We start from the raw sequence: 20,552 nt of genomic DNA on the forward strand, positions 1-20,552 counted from the left end.
AACCACCTTCCGGGAAACGGACGCCGGGCCCGCCTCCCGGCCGCGCCCGCGGTCGCCCCGGACGCCCGGCCCGGGCGCCGCCGGGCACGGGAACGCCCCGCCCCGCCGGGCACGGGAACGCCCCGCCCCGCCGCTCGGGCAGCGGGTGGCGGGGCGGGGCGCGAACGGGGGAGCGGCGGTCAGGCCTTGGTCACGTCCTCGATCTCGTCGTCGTCCTCGCGACCGGGCGTCTTGAGGTCGAAGCGGGCGATCGCGAACCGGAAGATGAAGTAGTACAGCGCCGCGAAGACCAGGCCGATCGGGATGATCAGCAGTGGTTTGGTGGCCAGGTGCCAGTTGATGACGTAGTCGATCAGGCCGGCCGAGAAGCTGAAGCCGTCGTGCACCCCGAGACCCCAGGTCACCACCATGGACAGCGCCGTCAGGACGGCGTGGATCACGTACAGCACCGGCGCGATGAACAGGAAGCTGAACTCGATCGGCTCGGTGACCCCGGTGACGATGCTGGTCAGCGCGAGCGAGGTCATCATGCCGAGGACGGCCTTGCGGCGCTCCGGACGGGCCGCGTGGGCGATCGCGAGGGCGGCGGCGGGCAGCGCGAACATCATGATCGGGAAGAACCCCGACTGGAACTGCCCGGCGGTCGGGTCACCGGCGAGGAAGCGGTTGACGTCACCGGTGGCCACCTTGCCGGCGGCGTCGGTGTAGGTGCCGGTCTGGAACCAGGTGTAGGTGTTGACGAACTGGTGCATGCCCACCGGGATCAGCGCACGGTTGACCAGACCGAAGATGCCCGCCCCGATCGCGCCCGCCCCGACCAGCTTGTCGTTGCCGCTGGAGATGACCTCGCCGATCGGGCCCCAGCAGAGACCGAACAGGATGCCGAGCGCCGTTCCGACGAAGGCCATGATGATCGGTACGAGCCGGCGGCCGTTGAAGAAGCCGAGCCAGTCCACGAGCTTGGTGCGGTGGTAGCGCTGCCACAGCACGGCCGCGAGCAGGCCGACCACCACACCGCCGAGCACACCCGGATCCTGCGGCTTGCCCGCCGGGAGCGCGGCGGTGACCGTGCCGTGCGCCGGGAAGGCGGTCAGTACCTGGTGGAACACCAGGTACCCGACGAGCGCGGCCAGCGCGGTCGAGCCGTCCGACTTCTTGGCGAAGCCGATGGCGATGCCGACGCAGAACAGCAGCGGCAGGTTGTCCAGGATCGCCCCGCCCGCCGTGCCGAAGACCTGGACGAGCTTCGCGGGGAAGTGCCAGCTGTCCTGGATGTCCGGCTGGCCGAGCCGCTTCAGGATGCCGGCCGCCGGGAGCACGGCGATCGGCAACTGGAGACTGCGCCCGACCTTCTGCAGCCCGGGAAGGACACCGGAGCCGAACTTCTTGCCCGGAGTAGGGGCCGGAGCCGCTCCGGGCACCGGTGCCTGCACAGACGTGGTCATGGGGGAGGTTCCTAACGGCAGGGGCGGTCGGGGTCGTGCAGGGGCGGGACCGCCGCGAACTGGTCTACACCACACGTGGTGTAGACCAGTTTTCTAGCACGCGCCGAGAAGGCGCGGAAGCCCTGAAAGCCGCGCAGGTGGGAAGTGCTATGAAATCGAAACCTTCTTGAGGATTGCGGATCATGATTACCCGCCGTGATTGCGCGTTCGGCGATTTGCGCAACAAACTGCCGGCCGCCCTGCCCGGCCCCGTGGGGCGGGGCGACGGTGGACGAACGGTCCGTCCTTGCCGACACCCCCGATCGCCGCCCTGGCCCGCACCCGGCGGCCGTCCCCGAACCGGTCCCCGGACCGGCCGCTCGCGGACCGGACGGGCGCCTTCGGCCGCCCGTAGGGGTACGGCCGGATCGGTACGGCCGATCATGATCGTACGCCTCCCGCCGCGACGGGCGGACGCTGGCCCCGGCCGCGGTCGGCCCGGCCGCCGGGGCGCGCTGGGCGACCGGCCGGAAGGAGTCCGGGCCGGCCGGCCCCCGGCCGGGACATTCCGGGCGGCTCGCGGGGTTCGGCCGGGCGGATCGTGTCCGAACGGGAGTCCCGCGGGAAATGGCCGGGCGGATCGCCGGGAGATCCGTCCGGGATATCCGTCCGGGAAATTCGTCCGAGAGATCCTCCGGGAAATTCTCGGGGAAAATCTCACGGCCGGTCGTTCGGGAAGTCGTCCGGAAACCGGTTCGCGGGGGCCCGGGCCATCGCTCCGCGAAATTCGGTGGGCGGTGGGCGGTGGGCGGTGGGCGTCCGTCCCTCCGATCCGTCCCGGATGCGCGGAGGTCCCCCCGGACCGGCTCGTCCGGGGGGACCTCCGAGTGGCGCCGGCCGCGCTACGCCTTGGTCACGTCCTCGACCTCGTCGTCGTCCTCGCGACCGGGGGTCTTGAGGTTGAACTTGATGATGATGAACCGGAACAGCGTGTAGTAGACGACCGCGAAACAGAGCCCGATCGGGATGATCAGCCAGGGTTTCGTGGCCAGCGACCAGTTGATGGCGTAGTCGATCAGGCCGGCCGAGAAGCTGAAGCCGTCGTGCACCCCGAGACCCCAGGTGATCGCCATCGACGCGCCGGTCAGCAGGGCGTGCACCGCGAACAGGGCGGGGGCGATGTAGGCGAAGGAGTACTCGAGCGGCTCGGTGACGCCGGTGACGAAGGAGGTCAGGCCGACCGAGAGCATCAGGCCGTAGATCTCCTTGCGGCGGTGCGGCTTGGCGCAGTGCGCGATGGCGAGACCGGCGGCGGGCAAGGCGAACATCATGATCGGGAAGAACCCCGAGGTGAACTGCCCGGCCGTCGGGTCGCCCGCGAGGAAACGGGGGATGTCGCCGTGCACCACGTCGCCGTTCGCCTTGGTGAAGTCACCGAACTGGAACCAGACGAAGGTGTTCAGCAACTGGTGCATGCCGATCAGCAGCAGGGCGCGGTTGGCGACGCCGAAGATCCCGGAGCCGCCGGAGCCGAGGTCGACCAGCCACTGGCTGAAGTCGGTCATGGCGCGCCCGATCGGCGGCCAGATCCAGACGGCGAGGCAGGCCAGAGCCATGCCCATCAGTGCGGTGATCATCGGCACCAGGCGGCGGCCGTTGAAGAAGCCCAGCCAGGCGTACTTGAACTTGGTGCGGTGGAAGCGGACCCAGAGCCAGGCGGACAGCAGGCCGATCAGGATGCCGCCGAGCACGCCGGGGTTCTGGTAGACGGCCGCCTGGGCCACGAGGGACTGCGGGGCCACGCAGCGGTTGCCGATCAGCTTGGTCGGCGCCGGACAGCCCTCCGGAAAGGCCTGGAGGATCTTGTAGTAGACCAGGAAGCCGACCACCGCGGCGAGCGCGGTGGAGCCGTCGGCCTTCTTGGCCATGCCGATCGCGACGCCGATGCAGAACAGCAGCGGCAGGCCGAGCCCGGAGTCGAGCAGGGCGCCGCCGGCCGCGTCGAAGACCTTGGCGACGTTGTCCCACCCCAGGCCGTCGGCCCCGAAGACGTCGGGCTGGCCGAGCCGGTTCAGGATGCCCGCGGCGGGCAGGACCGCCACCGGCAGCTGAAGACTTCGGCCCATCTTCTGGAGACCGCCGTAGAAGCCGTGCCACCATTTCGTCTGTGACGCAGCAGCGCCTGCTGAACTCATCATCGCCCTCCGAGAGCAGTCCCCGATGTCGCTGGTCGCGGCAGGTCCTCGGAACACCTGGGGCGTTACCCGCGTTGACCGGAGTACACATATATTGGTGTAGACCACTTGGGGGCAGGGGCGGGCGCGCACAGGAGGGACCGAAGGTCCTGCTGATCGACATCCTCGGACGAAGATCCAGAATGTGCGCGGGGAAATGCGCCAAACGTGGACTAACCTGGCAAACCGGTCGAACTCGGGTGATGCTGGTCGCGCAGCAGGCGCACCACAGCACATGAGCCCGCGTCAGTACCGACCACCACGCTCAGGGCAGCACGGCACCCGGCAAAGCAGCCGACACGCCGAGACAGAGGGAGAAAGACATGGCCAGCAAGGCTGAGAAGATCGTCGCCGGTCTCGGCGGCATCGAGAACATCGAAGAGGTCGAGGGCTGCATCACCCGCCTGCGCACCGAGGTCAAGGACGCCTCCCTCGTCAACGAAGCCGCCCTCAAGGCCGCCGGCGCCCACGGCGTCGTCAAGATGGGCACCGCCATCCAGGTCGTCATCGGCACCGACGCCGACCCCATCGCGGCCGACATCGAAGACATGATGTGACCTGACCCACCCGGTCGGCACACGGCCCGCCCAGCAGCCCCCGCTGCCGCGCGGGCCGTCCGCACACCGGCGCCACCCGCCGCGCCCCACCCGGCCCCGACCGACGCCACCGGCACGACCGACTACGCTCGGACGCTATGTCACGCATCGACGGCCGCACCCCCGACCAGCTCCGCCCCATCACCATCGAACGAGGCTGGAGCAAGCACGCCGAAGGCTCCGTCCTCGTCTCCTACGGCGACACCAAGGTGCTGTGCACCGCCAGCGTCACCGAAGGAGTCCCCCGCTGGCGCAAGGGCAGCGGCGAAGGCTGGGTCACCGCCGAGTACTCCATGCTCCCCCGCGCCACCAACACCCGCGGCGACCGCGAATCCGTCCGCGGCAAGATCGGCGGCCGCACCCACGAGATCAGCCGACTGATCGGCCGCTCCCTGCGTGCCGTCATCGACCACCGCGCCCTCGCCGAGAACACCATCGTCCTCGACTGCGACGTCCTCCAGGCCGACGGCGGCACCCGCACCGCCGCCATCACCGGCGCCTACGTCGCCCTCGTCGACGCCGTCTCCTGGGCCCGCGACAAGAAGATCCTCCGCGCCAAGGGCCAGCCCATCACCAGCGGCGTCAGCGCCGTCAGCGTCGGCATCATCGACGGCGTCCCGATGCTCGACCTCAAGTACGAGGAGGACGTCCGCGCCGAGACCGACATGAACATCGTCTGCACCTCCGACGGCCGCTTCGTCGAGGTCCAGGGCACCGCCGAGGCCGCCCCCTTCGACCGCTCCCTCCTCGACCAGCTCCTCGACCTCGGAACCCTCGGCTGCGCCGAACTCGACGAGATCCAGCGCAAGGTCCTGGAGGGCTGACCCTCCGCGCCCCACGCACTCCACCGCGCTCCACCCGCCACACTGCGCCCCGGACGCCCCACTGCGCCCCGCGCGCAACACCACGCCCCACCGCCGCTTCACACAACACGGACTCCGGGCCCCCGACTTCTGTACACGCCGGGCCCGGAGCCCGTACGGTTCCCCGCAACACCCGTACGGGAACCGCCGGCCCGACCCCGAGCGTCCTGCCCTGCGGAACCCGCGCACCCAGGAGGATCGGATGCCCCAGAGCATCGCCCGTCCCGCCACCCTCGCCGTGGCAGCGCTCATCTGCATCCTCCCGCTCAGCGCAGTCAGCTGCTCCGCCGCCCAGAAGGCGCTCGACTGCGGCAACACAGCCGTCAAGATCACCGGTGACATCTCCGCCGTCACCAGCGCCTACAACAACGCGAGCAACGACTCGGCCGCCGCCGGCCAGGCCCTCCAGAAGCTGAAGAACGACCTCGACGACCTCGGCAAGAACTCCAAGAACACCGACGTCGTCAAGGCCATCAACGACCTCAACACCCAGGTCGGCGCCGTCCAGCAGGCCGTCGACGCCCAGCGCATTCCGGACCTCGGGCCGCTCAGCGACGCCGCCGGAAACCTCACCCAGGTCTGCACCGGCTGACCCCGGCCGGTTGGCTAGGGTGGAGGCCATGAGCACCCGCCGACTCGTCCTCGCCACCCGCAACCAGCACAAGGTCACCGAGCTGCGCGCCATCCTCGGAGCCGCCGGTCTGGAGGTGGAGCTCGTCGGAGCCGACGCCTATCCCGAGATCCCCGACGTCGCCGAGACCGGCGTCACCTTCGCCGAGAACGCACTGCTGAAGGCCCACGCCCTCGCGAAGGCCACCGGGCTGCCCGCCGTCGCCGACGACTCCGGCCTCTGCGTGGACGTCCTGAACGGCGCCCCCGGCATCTTCTCGGCCCGCTGGGCAGGCAAGCACGGCGACGACCGCGCCAACCTCGACCTGCTGCTCGCCCAGCTCTCCGACATCGCCCCCGAGCACCGCGCCGCCCACTTCGCCTGCGCCGCCGCCCTGGCACTGCCCGACGGCACCGAGCGCGTGGTCGAGGGCCGCCTCCTCGGGACCCTGCGGACCGCCCCGGCCGGCGACGGCGGCTTCGGCTACGACCCGCTGCTCCAGCCGCTGGGCGAGACCCGCACCTGCGCCGAGCTGACGGCGGACGAGAAGAACGCCGTCAGCCACCGCGGCCAGGCCTTCCGGGCGCTCGCGCCGGTCGTTCGGGAGCTGCTGGGCTGACGCACGACCAGCGAAAATGAGAACAGCCCCGGAGCCTTGGAATGAAAGGCTCCGGGGCTGCTACACCAGTACGCCCGGTGGGACTCGAACCCACGACCCTGCGGACCTAAACCGCAGCTCTCTAGCCAGCTGGAGTACAGGCGCACGACGGTCCCAGCTTACCGGCTGCCGCGCGCCGGTGGGCCGTATTTCCGGAATGCGGTCGAAGAGCTCCGGGGTCGTCCGGGGAGCGGTTCCCCGGGCCGGGGCGCTCTCCGTTGCGGCCGCAGTAGGTCACTCCGAGGTGGCGCATCACCTCGGCGAGGCTGCCGGAGCGCGCCGCCGGCTCGGTGGGCGACTCGCGCGTGTGTCTGACGGTCGTGTACATCCCTCCGGGCTCGTGCCGAGTGCCCGTCCCCCTCTGTACGAACGACTGATGGGGCGTCCGGGTCGCGGCCGGGCGGGGGAATCGGTGGCGGGTGGGCCCGGGCGGCGCCGGGGTTGGTGACTTCTTTGCCAATTGGTACGGACCTATTGACCTGAGTGGTCCAGACCACATAGCTTCAGCGCCAATCTTGTATCCCCCACGTGCGTGCTCCCCACAAGCGCGCGCCGACACTCTCTCCTGGAGGACCGAGTGTTGAACCGAATCATGGCCGAGGAGCGTCCCACCGCTGCTCGCCGACGCAGGAGCCCCGGAGCGAGGGCCGGCCTCGCCACCCTCGCCGCCACCGGGCTGGCCGGTCTGCTGGTCGCCACGCTGGGGGCCGCGCCCTCGGCGTCGGCCGCCGTCGACAACCAGTCGTGTCGTCCCGACGGCATGTACACCACGCCGGGTGTGGACGACCCGTACTGCAACGTCTACGACCAGGCCGGCCGCGAGAAGATGGGCGCGGACCACCAGCGCCGCATCATCGGCTACTTCACCGGCTGGCGCACCGGCAAGGACGGCACGCCCGCCTACCTGGTGAACAACATCCCCTGGGACAAGGTCACCCACCTCAACTACGCGTTCGCGCACGTCGACGGCAGCAACAAGCTGTCGGTCGGCACGGACGGTCCGAACAACGAGGCCACCGGGATGACCTTCCCGGGTGTGGCCGGCGCCGAGATGGACCCCTCGCTGCCGTACAAGGGCCACTTCAACCTGCTGACGAAGTACAAGAAGCAGTACCCGAACGTCAAGACCCTCATCTCGGTGGGTGGTTGGGCGGAGACGGGCGGCTACTTCGGTGACGACGGCAACCGCGTGGACTCGGGTGGCTTCTACTCGATGACCACCAACGCGGACGGCAGCGTCAACCAGGCGGGCATCAACACCTTCGCCGCCTCCGCCGTCGACTTCATCAAGAAGTACGGCTTCAACGGCGTCGACGTCGACTACGAGTACCCGACGTCGATGAAGGACGCGGGCAACCCGCTGGACACCACCATCTCGAACGCCAAGCGCGGGTCGCTGGTCAAGGGCTACGCGGCGCTGATGAAGACGCTGCGCGAGAACCTGGACCGCGCGGGCGCGGCGGACGGCAAGCACTACCTGCTGTCGGTGGCGGCGCCGTCCTCCGGCTACCTGCTGCGCGGCATGGAGACGTTCCCGGTCACCCAGTACCTGGACTACGTCAACATCATGTCGTACGACCTGCACGGTGCCTGGAACAAGTACGTCGGTCCCAACGCCTCGCTGTTCGACGACGGCAAGGACGCCGAACTGGCGGCCGCCAACGTGTACGGCACGGACCAGTACGGCGGCCTCGGCTACCTGAACGCGGACTGGGCCTACCACTACTTCCGCGGCGCGATGCCGGCCGGCCGGATCAACGTCGGCCTGCCGTACTACACCCGCGGCTTCAAGAACGTCACCGGTGGCACCAACGGCCTCTGGGGCACCTCGTCGACCAACACCTGCCCGGCGGGCGCGGGTCTGACCACCTGCGGCGACGGCGCGGTGGGCATCGACAACCTGTGGCACGACCTGGACACGGCGGGCAAGGAATCCCCGGCGGGCTCCAACCCGATGTGGCACGCGATGAACCTGGAGAAGGGCGTCGTCCCGGACTACCTCTCCAAGTACGGCCTCACCGACACCTCGCTGCAGGGCACCTACACCCGCAACTACAGCTCCACCCTGGTGGCGCCGTGGCTGTGGAACGACAGCAAGAAGGTCTTCCTCTCCACCGAGGACGAGCAGTCGGTCGGTGCCAAGGCGGACTACATCGTCAACCAGGGTGCCGGCGGCACGATGATCTGGGAGCTGGCGGGCGACTACAAGTGGGACGCGACGGCCAACGGCGGCAAGGGCGAGTACGTCCAGGGCTCGACGCTGACCTCGCTGATGTACGACAAGTTCAAGGCGGCCTCGCCGTACGGCGCGGTGCGCTCCACCGTCGCGCTGCCGCAGCAGACCCTGCCCATCGACGTGTCGTTCACCAACTTCGCGCTGGGTGACTCGAACTACCCGATCAACCCGAAGATCCACATCGTCAACAACTCGACGGTGACCCTGCCGGGCGGCACCGAGTTCCAGTTCGACTACAGCAACTCGGCCCCGGGCAACGCGAAGGACCAGTCGGGCTTCGGTCTGACGGTGATCAAGCAGGACAACCCGGGCAAGGGCAACGTGGGCGGCCTCAAGGGCACCTACAACCGCGTCTCGGTCAAGCTGCCGGGCTGGCAGTCGCTGGCCCCGGGCGCCTCGGTCGACCTCGACTTCGTCTACTACCTGCCGGTCTCGACCCCGGCGAACTGGACGGTCAACGTCGGCGGCACCCTGTACGGCCTCACCGGCGACCTGACCCGCGGCGCGCTCGGCGGCGCCGCCTCGCCGAGCCCGTCGTCCTCCGCCTCGGCGACCGCGACGGCCTCGCCCACCGCGACGGCCTCGCCGACCGCCACGGCGACCGCCACCGCGACCGCGACGGCCTCGCCCACGGCGACCGCCACCGCGACCGCCTCGCCGACGGCGACGGCCACCGCCGGCAGCTGCACGGCGCCGAGCTGGGACGCCGCGGCCACCTACGCCGCCACGACCAAGGTGTCGTGGAAGGGCCACTACTACAGCAACAAGTGGTGGACCAAGGGCGAGGACCCCGCGACCACCGGTGCGTGGGGTGTCTGGAGCGACCTCGGGGCCTGCTGATCCGTTGACGGATGACAGCGGCTCTCCGAGGTGAGAGACGGCGGTGGCGGTGCACCCGGTCGGGGGGTGTGCCGCCACCGCTGCGTCGTGCCGGGCCCGCGTCGTGCCGGGCCCGCGTGGTGCCGGGCCGGCGTGGTGTCCGCGCGGTGCCTGGGCCCGTGCCCGGCGCGCGTCGCGCGGCGCGCCGGGCGGAGGGCTCAGGCCGAGGCGATCTTCAGGTCGCGCAGCAGCTTGGCGACGTGCCCGGTGGCCTTGACGTTGTACAGGGCGTGCTCGACCTTGCCCTGCTCGTCGACGATCACGGTGGAGCGGATCACGCCGACGACCGTCTTGCCGTAGAGCTTCTTCTCGCCGAAGGCGCCGTAGGCCTCCAGGACGGTCTTCTCCGGGTCGGCGAGCAGGGTGACCTTGAGATCCTCGGTCTCGCGGAACTTGCCGAGCTTCTCCGGCTTGTCCGGGGAGATGCCGACGACGTCGTAGCCGGCGCCGCGGAAGACCTCCAGGTTGTCGGTGAAGTCGCAGGCCTGGGTGGTGCAGCCGGGCGTCAGCGCCGCGGGGTAGAAGTACACGATCACCTTGCGGCCGAGGTGCTCGGCGAGGGACACCTGCTTGCCGTCGGCGTCGGGCAGGGTGAAGGCTGGCGCGGTGTCTCCGGCCTGGAGGCGCTCGCTCACGGTGGATCTCTCCTCGTGCTGGACGGGTGGTCGTACCACGGCAAACCTACCTCTGTTGGTGGGTGGGGCCGCGCGTGGCGGCGGGTCAGCTGACAGACTGGGGAGGTAGCGGCGGACGACAGCGATTGGGGTGGCCCTGGTGGGCGAGGCGAGCACGAAGGACAACGCGGCGGTGCGGTCGACCGCCCAGATCGAGGCGGACATCGCGCGTACCCGTACGCAGTTGGCCTCGACCCTGGACGAGCTGGCGATGCGCGTGCACCCGACGACGGTGGTGGCGCAGGCCAAGGCCAAGGCGCTGGCCTCGGTGGAGCAGAAGGCCGGCCGGGCGTACGTGGCGGCCAGTGGCGCGGTCGAGCAGGTCAAGGCGCAGTTCGTGGACGAGAAGGGCTCGCCGCGCAAGGAGCGGATCGTACCGGCCGCGCTGGTGGGCGTCGGTGTGGTGCTGCTGCTGGCGTCGGTGCGCAAGCGTCGCCGGGGCTGATCCCGGCGGGGGCGGCCGGGTGCGCCGGATGTGCGGACCCGGCCTCCCGCATGCCGGGCCACCGTCACGCGGGCGGCCGGGGACGGGTACGGTCGGGGCGTGAGTACCAACGACGCGCGGACCCCGCAGGACGACGCACCTCGCCACGACCGGCTGGGCGAGAAGCTGCCGATCAAGATGCTGCACGACCGGGTGCTGGTGAAGACCGAGGGCAGTGAGGGCGAGCGGCGTTCGACCGGCGGCATCCTGATCCCGGCGACCGCCGAGCTGAGCAAGCGCTGCACCTGGGCGGAGGCGGTGGCGGTCGGGCAGAGCGTCCGCTCCGTGGAGCCGGGGGACCGGGTGCTGTACGACCCGGAGGACAAGCTGGAGGTCGAGGTGCGCGGCGCGACGTACGTCCTGCTGCGCGAGCGGGATCTGCACGCGGTGGCGGCGACGCGTTTCGAGAACGCCGAGGGCTCGACCGGTCTCTATCTCTGACCGGTACCGCCTTGGCCCGGTACCGCCCCCGGCGCCCCGGCCCGCCACCCTCTCCGATCCCCGCCGATCCCCGCCGATCCCCGCCCTTCCGGGACCGGAGGGGCCGTCCCTGTTCCGGCCGTTCCGTAGGTCGAGTTCGCGGTCCGCCACCGGAGTTGCCCGTCGATCCGTCGGCGAGCCCCGCTCGGGGCGCGTGCCGGGGGACGAGGGCGTCGCCCCGCCGCGCGCCGCCGCCCGGGGTCCGCGCCGCCGCCGTCCGGCCGGGCGGCTGGGTTAGTGTCCCGGGATGACCGGTACGAGCGGCACCCTTCCCAGGATCAGTGACGAGCAGCGGCGGGCCCGGCTGGCACGGCGGCATCTGCTGCTGCCGGCGCGGCGCGCGGAGGCGGTCGAGGAGGTCGCGGACGCCCTGGTCGGGCTGCACGCCACGGACGCGGCGACGGTGTACCTCTCGGCGTGCGCCCGGCTCGCGGAGCCCTCGGCGGCCGAGGTGGAGCGGGCGCTGTACGAGGACGTGACACTGGTGAAGCTGCTGTCGATGCGCCGGACGATCTTCGCCGTGACGGACGGGTTCGCGCCGTACGTGAGCTCCTCCACCGCGCGGGCGATCGCCGTCAAGGAGCGGGCGACGCTGCTGAAGCACCTGCGGGAGTTCGCGCAGGGCTGGGACGAGGAGCGGCTCGCGCGGACCGAGCGGGCGGTGCTGGAGGCGCTGGAGGCCCGTGGGGAGGCCACGACGGCCGAGTTGTCGGCCGATGTGCCGGCTCTGCGCGAGACGATGCTGATGGCGGCGGGCAAGCCGTACGAGGCCCGGCAGAGCGTCGGCAGCCGCCTGCTGCGGCTGCTGGCCTCGGACGGGCACGTGCGGCGCTGCCGGCCGCGGGGTTCCTGGCTGAGCAGCAGCTATCCCTGGGCGCCGGTGCCGCAGTGGCCGGAGCTGCCGGTGCGAGAGGCGAAGGCCGAGGTGGCGCGGCGCTGGTTGGGCTCGTACGGCCCGGCGCCGGTGGAGGACCTGAAGTGGTGGACGGGCTGGACGCTCGGGGACACCCGGGTGGCGCTGGCCGACGTGGGCGCGCGGGAGGTGGCGCTGGAGGGCGGTGTCACCGGGGTGGTGCTGCCGGGTGACGTGGGCGTGGTGCGGGGCGGCGGTCCGTGGGCGGCGCTGCTTCCGGCCCTCGATCCGACGGTGATGGGCTGGCGGGGGCGCGACTGGTACCTCCGGCCGCAGGACGTGCCGGCGCTGTTCGACCGCGCGGGCAACGCCGGGCCGACGCTCTGGTGGGACGGCCGGGTGGTGGGTGGCTGGGCGCAGCGTGCGGACGGCGAGGTGGTGTGGCGGTTGCTGTCGGACGTGGGTTCGGAGGCGGTGGCGGCGGTGCGGGCGGAGGCCGCGCGGCTGTCGGGGTGGCTGGGGGAGGTGCGGGTGACGCCGCGCTTTCGGACGCCGTTGGAGCGGGAGCTGGTGGCGTAGCGCGGCGGCGTCCGAGCGCGGGCCGGGCCCCGCACGAGCGGGCCGGGGGTGTCGGGACGCGGGGCAGACCGTCGGGGAGCGGGCCGGACCGTCGGGCGCGCCGGCCGGGCGGGGGTCGTCAGGGCTTGGGGCGGGGTGAGGGCGGGGCGGCGGCCGGGGCGGGGCTGGTGGCGGGCGCCGGGGCGCTGGGAGTGGGTGCGGGGGTGGCGGTGCGGGTGGGCTGCGTCGTGGGGGTGGGGCTGGGGGCCGGCGGCGGGGTCGGGGTGGGGGTCGGGGTTCCGCTGCGGGCGGGCTGCGTCGTCGGGGTGGCGGCGGGCGCGGTGCCGGGGGAGTGGGCCTGGGTGGGCTGGGTGTTGCCGCGGGTGGGCTGGAGGTCGAAGCGCTGGGTTCTGGTGCCGTCGAGGGCGTCGGTCATGTAGGCGGTCCAGATCTCGGTGGGGAAGGCGCCGCCGTTGATCCGGCTGAGGCCGGCGGTGCCGGCCAGGGACTCCTTGGCGTGGGTCTTCGGGTTCTCCCGGAAGAGGCTGACGGTGGTGGCGAGTTCGGGGGTGAAGCCGGCGAACCAGGCGGAGAGGTTGGCGTCGGTGGTGCCGGTCTTCCCGGCGGCCGGGCGGCCGAGGTCGAGGGCGGCGGCGCCGGTGCCGCGGGCGCTGACGACGTCGCGCAGGACGCCGGTGACGGCGTCGGCGGTGCCCCGGTCGAGGGCGGCGGAGGCTTCGTGGTCGGGCAGTCGGGGCACGTCGAAGTGGCCGGTGTGCTCCAGCTTCAGGACGGACCAGGGGGTCTGGACCTGTCCGTGGTTGGCGAGGGCGGCGTAGACGCCGGCCAGGTCGATGGCGCTGGGTGTGACGGTGCCGAGTGTCATGGAGGTGTTCTCGGGGTCCATGCCGGGGACGTCGGCGGGGATGCCGAGGCGTACGGCGGTGTCCCTGACCTCTTGCAGGTCGGCGTCCACGCCCTCCTGCGCGTACACGGAGTTGACGGATTTCACCATGGCGGTGCGCAGGGTGGTCGGGCCGTAGTCGATGTCGTCCTCGTTGGGCGGTGCGTAGGGGGTGGGGCCGCCGACGACGTCGCGGCCGCTGGTGCCGTCGTAGACGGTCTCGGTGGTGAGGGGGCGGCCGTCCTGGGTGGTGGCGCTGTTCTGGAGGCCGGCGGCGAGTTCGAGGGGTTTGAAGGTGGAGCCGATCTGGTTGTCCTGGCGCAGGGCGTCGTTGTAGGGCTGCTTCGCGTAGTCGGGGCCGCCGTAGACGGCGACGATGCGGCCGGTGGCGGGTTCGACGGAGGCGCCGGCCACCCGGACGTCGCTGTCGGTGCCGGGGCGGGCCCGGGGGTCGAGCGCGTCGGTGAGCTCCTGCTGGACGGCGGCGGCGAAGGCGTCCTGTTTGGCCTTCTCGAAGGTGGTGGTGATGCGCCAGCCGCCGGCCTTGAGGGTGGCGGCGTCGATGGTGGCGGTGTCGGCGAGGTAGGTGTCGGCGATGTCGACGAGGTAGCCGCTCTGGCCTTTGAGGCCGGTGGCGGGCTTGGGGTCGACGGGTTCGGGGAAGACGGTGGCGGCGCGGGTGGCGGGGTCGAGGAAGCCGAGGGCGACCATGCCGTCGAGGACGTAGTTCCAGCGGGCGACGGCCTTGGCGCGGTTGGCGGGGGTGGCGTTCTTGACGTCGTAGGCGCTGGGGGCCTGGAGCAGGGCGGCGAGGTAGGCGCTCTGGGCGGTGGTGAGTTCGGAGACGTCGGTGCCGAAGTAGGCGTCGGCGGCGCTCTGGATGCCGTAGGCGTTGCGGCCGAAGTAGCTGGTGTTCAGGTAGCCGGTGAGGATCTGGTCCTTGCTCTGCTGCTGGTCGACCTTGAGCGAGATGAAGAGTTCCTTGACCTTGCGGGAGACGGTCTGGTCCTGCGTCAGGTAGTAGTTCTTGACGTACTGCTGGGTGATGGTGGATCCGCCCTGGGTGCCCTTGCCGGTGAGGGTGTTCCAGCCGGCGCGGGCCATGCCCTTGAGGTCGACGCCCTTGTTGCGGTAGAAGGTGCGGTCCTCGGCGGAGACGACGGCGTGCTGGGTCTCGGGCGGGATCTGGTCGAGGGTGACGTCGGAGCGGTTGACGGCTCCGGTGCGGGCGAGTTCGGTGCCGTCGGCGTAGTAGTAGATGTTGGTCTGGGCGACGGCGTGCGCGTTGGCGTCGGGCACGGGCACGGTCAGGTAGAGCGTGACGAAGGCGGCGATGCCGAGCAGCAGCAGGGCGGTGACGGCGCCGGCGAGCATCCGCCAGGTGGGGATGGCGCGTCGTCGGCGGGGGAGGGCCAGGCGGGCGCGGCGGCGGCCGGCGCGGGCGGCGCGGCGCCGGTCGCGCCGATTGCCGTGGGCGCGGTCCTCGGCCTCCGGCGCGCCCTGCGGGCGGTGCGGTACGGCGTCGGGCTGGGGGTCCGCGGGGTCCTGGCTCATGGGGTGATTATGTGCGCTTTGATCCTTGATCAGGTGGTTCTGCGGCTTGTCGCGGCGGGGCGGGTCGGGTGCTTCACGCGATCGGGTCGGGGCCGGTAATTCGGCTGCGCCCGATGATCGGTGGCGCTACGGTGAAAGGTGACAACCGCATAGAGCAGTCAGTGGACGCGAGCTTCGCCCGCCGCCCGGTACCCCCGGGGTCAGGCCGGTCGGAGCCGGTCCGGCGTGCCCGGGTCCGTCGCCGGATGCGCCGGGCGGGCCGTCGTCCGAGGGCCGCCGACTGCCCCCAGTCATGTCGACAAGGAGACAATATGCCGGTATCACCGCAGCTCGGGCCTCCCTCGGGCGGCGCCGTGGGCCTCCATCTCGCGATCGCCCGGGGCGCGTTCCGCCGCTTCTCCACCTACCGCGCCGCCACCTTCGCCGGCGCGTTCACCAACACCGTCTTCGGCTTCATCCTGGCGTACACCTTCCTGGCGCTCTGGCGGGCCAGGCCGGGCCTCGGCGGCTACGACGCCGCCGCGGCGGTCACCTACATCTGGGTCAGCCAGGCGCTGCTGGTCACCGTGGCGGTCTGGGGCGGCGGCTTCCAGGACGACGTCCAGGAGCGGTTCCGCACCGGCGACATCGCCGTCGACCTCTACCGTCCGGTGGACTTCCAGACCTGGTGGCTGGCCACCGACCTGGGCCGGGCCGCCTTCCACCTGCTCGCCCGGGGCGCCGTGCCGATGATCGCCGGCGCGCTCGTCTTCGACCTGCGGCTGCCGCACGACCCGCTCGTCTGGGCCGAGTTCCTGTTCTCGGTGCTGCTCGCGCTGCTGGTGAGCTTCGGTCTGCGCTACCTGGTCTCGCTGACCGGGTTCTGGCTGCACGACTCCGAGGGGGTGCGCTCGGTGATGCTGGTGGTGTCGATGTTCTTCTCCGGGATGCTGCTGCCGATCGCGCTGTTCCCCGGCCGGCTCGGCGGGATCGCCCAGGTGCTGCCCTGGGCCTCGCTGATCCAGGTGCCCACCGACGTGTTCCTCCAGCGGCGCACCGGCACCGCCCTGCTGTCCGCTTTCGGCTTCCAGGCCGCCTGGGCCGTGGTGCTGCTCCTGGCCGGCCGGTTCGTCCAGCTGCTGGCCACCCGCCGGGTGGTGGTCCAGGGTGGCTGACTCCGTACTCGGACGGGCCCGTTGGTCGGTCCGCTCCTGGTGGCTGATCGCCGGGATGTGGACCAGGGCCGTGATGTCCTACCGGGCGTCGTTCGCGCTGATGCTCGGCGCGAGCATCCTGGTCACCTCGCTCGACTTCGTGGTGGTGCTGCTGATGTTCCGGCACACCGACCGCCTCGGCGGCTGGACGCTGCCCGAGATCGGCTTCCTGTACGGCACGTCGGGCTTCGCCCTGGGGGTGGCCAACCTGCTGGTCGGCAGCAGCGACTCGCTCGGCGACCGGATCCGCACCGGCACCCTGGACACCATGCTGATCCGGCCCGCCCCGGCGCTCGCCCAGCTCTGCGCCGAGCGGTTCTCCCTGCGCCGCGTCGGCCGCCCGCTGCAGGCCGGCGCGATCCTGGTCTGGTCGCTCACCGCGCTGGACGTGCGGTGGAGTTGGGACCGTCTGCTGCTCGTCCCCGTCCTGCTGGTGTGCGGGTCGGTGATCTTCTCGGCGATCTACGTCGGCGGCGCCACCCTGCAGTTCTGGTGGGGCGAGGCGAAGGAACTGCAGAACTCGTTCACCTACGGCGGCGCGACCCTGCTGCACTACCCGCCGACGATCTTCGCCAAGGAGCTGGTGGCCGGCGCCGTCTTCGGCGTGCCGCTGGCGTTCGTCAACTGGCTGCCGGCCCTGCACATCCTCGGCCGCCCCGACCCGCTCGGGCTGCCCGTCGCGTTCCGGTTCGCCTCGCCGCTGGTCGCCGTGATCTGCGTCGGCGTGGCCGGCCTCGCCTGGCGGGCCGGCCTGCGGGCCTACCGCAGCACCGGCAGCTGACCGGACCACCCATCGAAAGGGCAGAGACATGGCACTGATCGAACTCGACGACGTCCACCGCAGCTTCACCGTCCGGGCCAGGATCGGCCGCTTCCGGCGCGAGAAGCGCGAGGTCCGCGCGGTGGACGGGCTCAGTTTCACCATCGGGGCCGGCGAGTGCGTCGGCTACATCGGCCCCAACGGCGCCGGCAAGTCCACCACCATCAAGATGCTCACCGGCATCCTGGTGCCCACCTCCGGCCGGCTGCGGGTGGCCGGCGTCGACCCGGCCCGCGAGCGCACCGCGCTGGCCCGGCGGATCGGCGTCGTCTTCGGCCAGCGCACCACCCTCTGGTGGGACCTGCCGCTGCGCGACTCCTACGAGCTGGCCCGCCGGATCTACCGCGTCCCCGAGGCCCGCTACCGCGCCAACCTCGCCCGCTGCGTCGAACTGCTCGATCTGGGAGCCCTGCTGGACACACCCGTGCGCCAGCTCTCGCTCGGCCAGCGGATGCGCGGGGATCTCGCCGCCGCGCTGCTGCACGACCCCCAGGTGCTCTACCTGGACGAGCCGACCATCGGCCTGGACGTGGTGAGCAAGGGCCGGGTCCGGGAGTTCCTGCGCCTGGTCAACCGGGAGAACGGCACCACCGTGCTGCTCACCACCCACGACCTGGTCGACATCGAGCAGCTCTGCGACCGGGTGATGGTGATCGACCACGGGCGGGTGGTGCACGACGGCGGCCTGGACGGGCTGCACGCGGTCGGCCGCAGCGAACGCACCCTGGTGGTGGACCTCGCGGTGGCCCACCCGCCGATCGAGGTCCCCGGCGCGCGGGTGGTGAAGGTGGACGGCCCCCGGCAGTGGCTGGCCTTCCCCGCCCAGCAGAGCGCCGCGCCGATCGTTGCCGCGGTGGCCGGACGCTACCCGCTGGTCGACCTCTCGGTGCGCGAACCCGCCATCGAGGACGTGATCGCCCGGATGTACGCGAAGGTGGCGATCGGCTGAGCGGCCCGGCCCGGCCGGTCCGGCGGGGCGCGCGGCGCGCGGGGTGGGGGTGTGGAGCATCCCGCGCGCCGGGCACGGGCAGACTGGCGGGGTGAGCGACGAAGCCTTCAGTACGACGGGCCGCGGAGTGAGCTTCACCGCGGCCGACGAGGAGAAGAGACGCGGCGTCCGGCGGATGAAGACCATCGCGACCGGGCTGCTGGCCCTGGCCAGCGTGGTCTTCGCCCTGGCGACCTGGGCGAAAGCCTCGGGCGCGGGTGCCTGGGCGGCCTACCTGGCGGCGGCGGCCGAGGCGGGGATGGTCGGCGCGCTGGCCGACTGGTTCGCCGTCACCGCGCTGTTCCGCCGCCCGTTCGGCCTGCCGATCCCGCACACGGCGATCATCCCGACCAAGAAGGACGCCTTCGGCAAGTCGCTCGGCGACTTCGTCGGGGAGAACTTCCTCTCCGGCCGGGTGGTGCGCGACCGGCTGGCCTCGCTGGGCATCGCCCGGCGGGTCGGCGAGTGGCTGGCCGCGCCCGGCAGCGCCGAGCGGGTCACCCGGGAGGCCTCGGCCGCGCTGCGCGGGGTGCTCGCGGTGCTCCGGGACGAGGACGTCCAGGCGGTGGTCGCCGAGGCCGTCACCCGGCGGGCCTCGGCGACCTCGGTGGCCGAGCCGATGGGCCGGATGCTGGGCACGGTGGTCGCCGACGGCGGCCACCACGGCGTGGTGGACCTGGTCACCGTCCGGGCGCACGACTGGCTCGCCGAGAACCACGAGGACGTCGTCCACCGGGTCACCGAGAAGACCCCCGGCTGGACGCCCAGGTTCATCGACCACCAGGTCGGCGAGCGGGTCTACAAGGAGCTGATGCGCTTCGTCACCGACATCCGGGACGACCGTCGCCACCCGGCGCGCGGCGCGGTGGACAAGTTCCTCGCCGACTTCGCGGCCGAACTCCAGCACGACCCGGAGACGATCGCCCGGGTCGAGCGGGCCAAGGCCGAGCTGCTCGCCCGCGACGAGGTGCGGGATCTGATCGCCTCCACCTGGGCCGCCGTGCGCTCCCTGGTGATGACCGCGGCCGAGGAGGAGGACAGCGAGCTGCGCCTGCGCATCACCCGGGGCGTGCGCGACTTCGGCACCCGGATGGCGAGTGACGCCAAGCTCCGGGCCAAGGTGGACACCTGGCTGCAGGACGCCGCCCAGTACCTCGTCGACACCTACCGGGACGAGATCACCTCGCTGATCTCCGAGACGGTGGCGGGCTGGGACGCCGACGACGCCTCGCGCAAGATCGAGGCGAACGTGGGGCGGGATCTCCAGTTCATCCGGATCAACGGCACCGTGGTCGGTGCCCTCGCCGGGCTGCTCATCCACACCGTGGCGGTGGCGCTCGGCGGCTGAGCCCGTCCGGCGTAGCCTTGCAGCAACTCATGAGACGCGCGTAGAAAGAGAGCCCCACCGTGGTCCAGCCGGACGGGAAGAGCGGCATCGAGGCGTTCATCGCGGGCATGCCCAAGGCGGAACTGCACGTCCACCACGTGGGGTCGGCCTCGCCCCGGGTGGTCGCCGAACTGGCCGCCCGCCACACCGGGTCGAAGGTGCCCACCGACCCGGCCGCCCTCGCCGAGTACTTCACCTTCACCGACTTCGGGCACTTCATCGAGGTGTACCTCAGCGTGGTGGACCTGATCCGCGACGCCGAGGACGTCCGTGCGCTGACCTACGGCGTCGCCGAGGACATGGCCCGCCAGCGGATCCGCTACGCCGAGCTGACCGTCACGCCGTACTCCTCGGTCTCCCGGGGGATCCCCGACGTGGCCTTCATGGAGGCCATCGAGGACGCCCGGAAGTCCGCCGAGAAGGATCTCGGCGTGGTGCTCCGCTGGTGCTTCGACATCCCCGGTGAGGCGGGTCTGGCCGCGGCCGAGGAGACCGCGCGGCTCGCGGTCGACCTCGCCCCCGAGGGCCTGGTCAGCTTCGGCCTCGGCGGCCCCGAGATCGGCGTCCCGCGCCCGCAGTTCAAGCCGTACTTCGACCGCGCGAGGGCGGTCGGCCTGCACAGCGTCCCGCACGCCGGTGAGACCACCGGACCGGAGACGGTCTGGGACGCCCTGCGGGTGCTCGGCGCCGAGCGGATCGGCCACGGCACCCAGGCCGTCAAGGACGCGGCGCTGGTGGACTGGCTCGGCGAGCACCGCATCCCGCTGGAGGTCTGCCCGACCTCCAACATCGCCACCCGCGCGGTGGAGCGGATGGAGGAGCACCCGATCCGGCAGATGGTCGACGCCGGACTGCTGGTCACGGTCAACAGCGACGACCCGCCGATGTTCGGCACCGACCTGAACACCGAGTACGGCGTCGCCGCCCGGCTGCTCGGGCTCGACGAGGCGGGTGTCGCCGCGCTGGCGAAGAACTCCGTCGAGGCGTCCTTCCTCGACCAGGCCGGCAAGAAGCGGCTGACCGGCGAGATCGACACCTACCTGGCCGCCTGGGACCGCGGCTGACCCGTGGGCCGACCCGGCGGGGGCGGACCGGGTCCGGTCCGCCCCGCATCGGTCCGCCCCCACGCCGCCCCCCGCCGGTCCGCCCCCGCCCGG

The 20,552-nt window shown here is 71.8% G+C and carries 17 protein-coding genes and 1 tRNA gene; 13 read left to right on the forward strand and 5 right to left on the reverse strand.

Annotation, left to right across the window (positions count from 1 at the left end; genetic code table 11):
* Positions 1 to 179: 179 nt before the first annotated feature.
* Positions 180 to 1,445, reverse strand: coding sequence for a PTS transporter subunit EIIC (locus OG823_RS22080; RefSeq protein WP_371481340.1), 1,266 nt, complete (start codon positions 1,443 to 1,445; stop codon positions 180 to 182).
* Positions 1,446 to 2,326: 881 nt separating this feature from the next.
* Positions 2,327 to 3,619, reverse strand: a complete 1,293-nt coding sequence (locus tag OG823_RS22085) for a PTS transporter subunit EIIC (protein WP_371481342.1) — start codon at positions 3,617 to 3,619, stop codon at positions 2,327 to 2,329.
* 362 nt (positions 3,620 to 3,981) lie between these two features.
* Between OG823_RS22085 and OG823_RS22090 the strand changes: the two genes are divergently transcribed.
* The 4 genes from OG823_RS22090 to rdgB all read left to right on the forward strand — a co-directional run bounded on the left by OG823_RS22090 (position 3,982) and on the right by rdgB (position 6,346).
* On the forward strand, positions 3,982 to 4,215 hold the full coding sequence (locus OG823_RS22090) for a glucose PTS transporter subunit EIIB (protein WP_057237617.1): 234 nt from the start codon (positions 3,982 to 3,984) through the stop codon (positions 4,213 to 4,215).
* Positions 4,216 to 4,352: 137 nt separating this feature from the next.
* Entirely contained in the window at positions 4,353 to 5,078 is a 726-nt protein-coding gene (gene rph / locus OG823_RS22095) for a ribonuclease PH (RefSeq protein ID WP_371481343.1), read from the forward strand.
* A gap of 241 nt (positions 5,079 to 5,319) precedes the next feature.
* On the forward strand, positions 5,320 to 5,709 hold the full coding sequence (locus tag OG823_RS22100) for a hypothetical protein (protein ID WP_371481344.1): 390 nt from the start codon (positions 5,320 to 5,322) through the stop codon (positions 5,707 to 5,709).
* Positions 5,710 to 5,737: 28 nt separating this feature from the next.
* Complete coding sequence (gene rdgB / locus OG823_RS22105; RefSeq protein WP_371481346.1) at positions 5,738 to 6,346, forward strand: RdgB/HAM1 family non-canonical purine NTP pyrophosphatase; 609 nt, start codon at positions 5,738 to 5,740, stop codon at positions 6,344 to 6,346.
* A gap of 69 nt (positions 6,347 to 6,415) precedes the next feature.
* Here the strand turns inward: rdgB and OG823_RS22110 are convergent.
* Positions 6,416 to 6,490 (reverse strand) — tRNA-Leu (locus OG823_RS22110).
* Positions 6,491 to 6,977: 487 nt separating this feature from the next.
* Here OG823_RS22110 and OG823_RS22115 point away from each other — a divergent pair.
* On the forward strand, positions 6,978 to 9,461 hold the full coding sequence (locus OG823_RS22115; protein WP_371484603.1) for a chitinase C-terminal domain-containing protein: 2,484 nt from the start codon (positions 6,978 to 6,980) through the stop codon (positions 9,459 to 9,461).
* 197 nt (positions 9,462 to 9,658) lie between these two features.
* On the opposite strand, the gene bcp is transcribed toward OG823_RS22115, so the two are convergent.
* Complete coding sequence (gene bcp, locus OG823_RS22120; RefSeq protein WP_371481347.1) at positions 9,659 to 10,135, reverse strand: thioredoxin-dependent thiol peroxidase; 477 nt, start codon at positions 10,133 to 10,135, stop codon at positions 9,659 to 9,661.
* 139 nt (positions 10,136 to 10,274) lie between these two features.
* Here bcp and OG823_RS22125 point away from each other — a divergent pair, with 139 nt between their 5' ends.
* The 3 genes from OG823_RS22125 to OG823_RS22135 all read left to right on the forward strand — a co-directional run bounded on the left by OG823_RS22125 (position 10,275) and on the right by OG823_RS22135 (position 12,570).
* Positions 10,275 to 10,619, forward strand: coding sequence for a DUF3618 domain-containing protein (locus OG823_RS22125; protein ID WP_371481349.1), 345 nt, complete (start codon positions 10,275 to 10,277; stop codon positions 10,617 to 10,619).
* A 177-nt stretch (positions 10,620 to 10,796) separates the two neighbouring features.
* On the forward strand, positions 10,797 to 11,099 hold the full coding sequence (locus OG823_RS22130; RefSeq protein ID WP_371484604.1) for a co-chaperone GroES: 303 nt from the start codon (positions 10,797 to 10,799) through the stop codon (positions 11,097 to 11,099).
* A gap of 286 nt (positions 11,100 to 11,385) precedes the next feature.
* The gene (locus tag OG823_RS22135; RefSeq protein ID WP_371481351.1) at positions 11,386 to 12,570 is read left to right on the forward strand and encodes a winged helix DNA-binding domain-containing protein; all 1,185 of its coding nucleotides are present in this window, start codon (positions 11,386 to 11,388) and stop codon (positions 12,568 to 12,570) included.
* A 118-nt stretch (positions 12,571 to 12,688) separates the two neighbouring features.
* Here OG823_RS22135 and OG823_RS22140 read toward each other — a convergent pair whose 3' ends face one another.
* Positions 12,689 to 15,007 (reverse strand): transglycosylase domain-containing protein, encoded by a 2,319-nt coding sequence (locus tag OG823_RS22140; protein WP_371481352.1) that lies wholly within the window; start codon positions 15,005 to 15,007, stop codon positions 12,689 to 12,691.
* Positions 15,008 to 15,360: 353 nt separating this feature from the next.
* On the opposite strand from OG823_RS22140, the gene OG823_RS22145 reads away from it, so the two are divergent.
* From OG823_RS22145 to OG823_RS22165, 5 genes are all read left to right on the forward strand, one after another.
* Positions 15,361 to 16,161: an ABC transporter permease gene (locus OG823_RS22145; RefSeq protein ID WP_371484605.1), complete on the forward strand. Its 801-nt coding sequence runs from the start codon at positions 15,361 to 15,363 to the stop codon at positions 16,159 to 16,161.
* Positions 16,154 to 16,981, forward strand: coding sequence for an ABC transporter permease (locus tag OG823_RS22150; protein ID WP_371481353.1), 828 nt, complete (start codon positions 16,154 to 16,156; stop codon positions 16,979 to 16,981). The genes OG823_RS22145 and OG823_RS22150 overlap by 8 nt, the downstream gene beginning before the upstream one ends.
* Positions 16,982 to 17,009: 28 nt before the next feature.
* Positions 17,010 to 17,969, forward strand: a complete 960-nt coding sequence (locus OG823_RS22155) for an ATP-binding cassette domain-containing protein (protein ID WP_371481354.1) — start codon at positions 17,010 to 17,012, stop codon at positions 17,967 to 17,969.
* Positions 17,970 to 18,060: 91 nt separating this feature from the next.
* Entirely contained in the window at positions 18,061 to 19,356 is a 1,296-nt protein-coding gene (locus OG823_RS22160; RefSeq protein ID WP_371481355.1) for a DUF445 domain-containing protein, read from the forward strand.
* A gap of 59 nt (positions 19,357 to 19,415) precedes the next feature.
* The gene (locus OG823_RS22165; protein ID WP_371481356.1) at positions 19,416 to 20,459 is read left to right on the forward strand and encodes an adenosine deaminase; all 1,044 of its coding nucleotides are present in this window, start codon (positions 19,416 to 19,418) and stop codon (positions 20,457 to 20,459) included.
* Positions 20,460 to 20,552 lie beyond the last annotated feature (93 nt).

This window comes from Kitasatospora sp. NBC_00315 (genome assembly GCF_041435095.1).
Taxonomy (GTDB): domain Bacteria; phylum Actinomycetota; class Actinomycetes; order Streptomycetales; family Streptomycetaceae; genus Kitasatospora.